Annotated in this window: 3 protein-coding genes; 1 reads left to right on the forward strand and 2 read right to left on the reverse strand. The window is 71.7% G+C overall.

Going from position 1 to position 2637, the window contains the following annotated elements; genetic code table 11:
* Window positions 1-73 precede the first annotated feature (73 nt).
* Complete coding sequence (locus tag ACFP3V_RS13635; protein WP_380583248.1) at window positions 74-541, reverse strand: GatB/YqeY domain-containing protein; 468 nt, start codon at window positions 539-541, stop codon at window positions 74-76.
* Window positions 542-609: 68 nt separating this feature from the next.
* Between ACFP3V_RS13635 and ACFP3V_RS13640 the strand changes: the two genes are divergently transcribed.
* Window positions 610-1551 carry a metallophosphoesterase gene (locus ACFP3V_RS13640; protein ID WP_380583249.1) on the forward strand — a complete coding sequence of 314 codons (942 nt, stop codon included), beginning with the start codon at window positions 610-612 and terminating at the stop codon, window positions 1549-1551.
* Here ACFP3V_RS13640 and ACFP3V_RS13645 read toward each other — a convergent pair.
* A complete protein-coding gene (locus ACFP3V_RS13645) occupies window positions 1535-2455 on the reverse strand; it encodes a LysR family transcriptional regulator (RefSeq protein ID WP_380583250.1) in 921 nt (306 codons plus the stop codon). The genes ACFP3V_RS13640 and ACFP3V_RS13645 overlap by 17 nt on opposite strands.
* Between the last annotated feature and the right edge of the window lie 182 nt (window positions 2456-2637).

Consider the following 2637-nt stretch of genomic DNA (forward strand, 5'->3'; position numbering starts at 1 on the left):
GATTCCTCGATCCCGGCGCCCTCCGCGCGTTCCCGTCCTGACCGGCCGGCGACTCCCCGCCCCTGACGGGGCGTCAGCCCGCCAGCGCGGCCTTCACCGCCGCGGCGACCCGGCCGCCCTCGGCCCGGCCGGCGACCTTCGGGTTGACCAGCTTCATCACCTGGCCCATCGCCTTCGGCCCCTCGGCCCCGGCCGCCCTGGCCTCGGCCACCGCCGCGGCGACCAGCACGCCCAGCTCCTCGTCGCTGAGCTGCTGCGGCAGGTACCCCGCCAGCACCTCGCCCTCCGCACGCTCCCGGGCCGCCTGCTCGGCGCGGCCGCCCTGCTCGAAGGCCTCGGCGGCTTCGCGCCGCTTCTTCGCCTCGCGGGTGATCACCTTGAGGACCTCGTCGTCGGAGAGCTCGCGCGCCTCCTTGCCCGACACCTCCTCGTTGGTGATGGCGGTCAGGGTGAGCCGGAGCGTGCCGGAACGCAGCTCGTCACGGGACCTGATCGAGGCGGTGAGGTCCTCCTGGAGCTGCTGCTTGAGCGTGGTAGCCATGTCGCACAGTCTCGCACCGCGGACCACCCCTTGCTCAGCAATATCCGCGCGTCTGGAACGATGGAGGCATGCGCACCCGTTACGCCGTCCCGCTCGGAATCGCCGCAACCGGCGCCGCCTGCGTCGCCTACGCCGCCGGGTTCGAGGTGCGCTCGTTCCGGCTGCGCCGCGTCGAGGTCCCGGTACTGCCGCGCGGCGCCCGGCCGCTGCGGGTGCTCCAGCTCTCCGACATCCACATGGTCAACGGCCAAGGCAAGAAGCAGCGTTGGCTGCGCAGCCTGGCCGCGCTGCGCCCGGACCTGGTGATCAACACCGGCGACAACCTGTCCGACCCGGAGGCGGTCCCGGCCACCCTGGACGCCCTCGGCCCGCTGCTGGAGTTCCCGGGCGCCTACGTCTTCGGCTCCAACGACTACTACGGCCCGGTGCGCAAGAACCCGGGCCGCTACCTGACCGCGATGTTCTCCGGCAACCACGGCATGAACAACGCCGACGGCTCGCTCCGCCGCGGCATCGTCGGCGCCGTGCACAACCCGTGGGAGAAGCTGCGCGACGGCTTCGACGCCGCCGGCTGGCTGAACCTGACCAACACGCGCGGCCAACTGTCCCTCAACGAGCTGGAGTTGGAGTTCACCGGACTGGACGACCCGCACATCCGCCGGGACCGCTACACCCGCGTCGCGGGCGGTCCCAGCCCGGACGCGGACCTCTCCCTGGGCATCGTCCACGCACCCTACCTGCGCGTCCTGGACGCCTTCACCGCGGAGCGGTACCCGCTGATCCTGGCCGGCCACACCCACGGCGGACAGCTGTGCGTCCCCTTCTACGGTGCCCTGGTCACCAACTGCGACATCGACCGCGACCGGGTCAAGGGCCTGTCCACCCACACCGCCGGCGGCCGCACCGCCTACCTCCACGTCTCCGCCGGCTGCGGCACCAACCGCTACACGCCGGTCCGCTTCGCCTGCCCGCCGGAGGCGACGCTGCTGACGCTCACACCACGTCCTTGACCCAGCCCTGCTCCAGCGAGGTCTGCACGCCCACCTGCAGGAAGCGCTCCACCGCCTTGCTGCGGTTCTGCGTCCGGGTCACCAGGTGCACGTCCACCGAGGCCTCCGGCTCCAGCGGCAGCCACAGCAGCCCGGACGGCAGCCCGATCCGCCCGGACTCGCCGACCACCGTCACCGTGACGCCGCTGGCCACGGCGGTGTAGGCGCCGTCCGCGTCCGGGTCCGGCACCAGCACCTCGGGCTTGGCCCCGGCGGCGGTGGTGATCTCCATGATCTTGTCGTAGTGCCCCGGGTTGTGCCGCCGGCTGTGCAGCAGCAGCTTGACGCCGTCCAGGTCGGCCGGGTCGATGCTCTCCCGCTGCGCCAGCCGGTGCTGCCGGCTGAGGATCACGCCCTGCCGCTCCTGCCGGACCAGCGTCAGCGTCAGCTCCCCGTCGATCGCCGCCTCCATCGGCGCGCAGCGGACCAGCCCGACGTCCAGCGTCCCGGCCGCGACGGCGTCCATGATGTCCCGGAAGCCCATCACCCGGGCGGAGACCTCGATGCCGGGGAACTCCTCGCTCATGGCCAGCAGCAGCTGCGGCGCGGTCTCGTAGCCGGCGCTCATGCCGTACCCCAGGCTGAGGCTGCCGATCCGGCCGTCCGCGTACTCCCGCACGCCACGCCAGAGACTGTCCGCGGCGGCGAGGAGCGCGGGCCCGCGCTCCAGCAGCATCCGCCCCGCCTCCGTGGGCTCCACCTTGTGCGTCGTCCGCTCCAGCAGCTCCACCCCGAGCTCCCGCTCCAACTCCCGCACCTGCCGGCTCAACGCCGGCTGCGCGATGTGCAGCCGCTCCGCGGCACGGGTGAAGTTCCGCTCCTCGGCAACGGCGAGGAAGTAACGCAAGCGGCGCAGCTCGGACATGTCTTCCATCCTAGGAGACCTGCTCCCCTTGTCATGCCGGTTCGGCATGACGCCTGAAAGAAGCGGATTTCGCGTCTCGGCACTGGTCCGCTAGAGTATTCCTCGTTGCACCGGGGTGTAGCGCAGCTTGGTAGCGCGCTTCGTTCGGGACGAAGAGGTCGTGGGTTCAAATCCCGCCACCC

It is taken from the genome of Streptacidiphilus monticola, from assembly GCF_042658505.1.
Taxonomy (GTDB): Bacteria; Actinomycetota; Actinomycetes; order Streptomycetales; family Streptomycetaceae; genus Streptacidiphilus; species Streptacidiphilus monticola.

Excerpts from the sequence above, each read along its gene's own strand:
- ACFP3V_RS13640 (WP_380583249.1), top strand. The coding sequence starts at position 610 with ATGCGCACCCGTTACGCCGTCCCGCTCGGAATCGCCGCAACCGGCGCC.
- ACFP3V_RS13635 (WP_380583248.1), bottom strand. The coding sequence starts at position 541 with ATGGCTACCACGCTCAAGCAGCAGCTCCAGGAGGACCTCACCGCCTCG.
- ACFP3V_RS13645 (WP_380583250.1), bottom strand. The coding sequence starts at position 2,455 with ATGTCCGAGCTGCGCCGCTTGCGTTACTTCCTCGCCGTTGCCGAGGAG.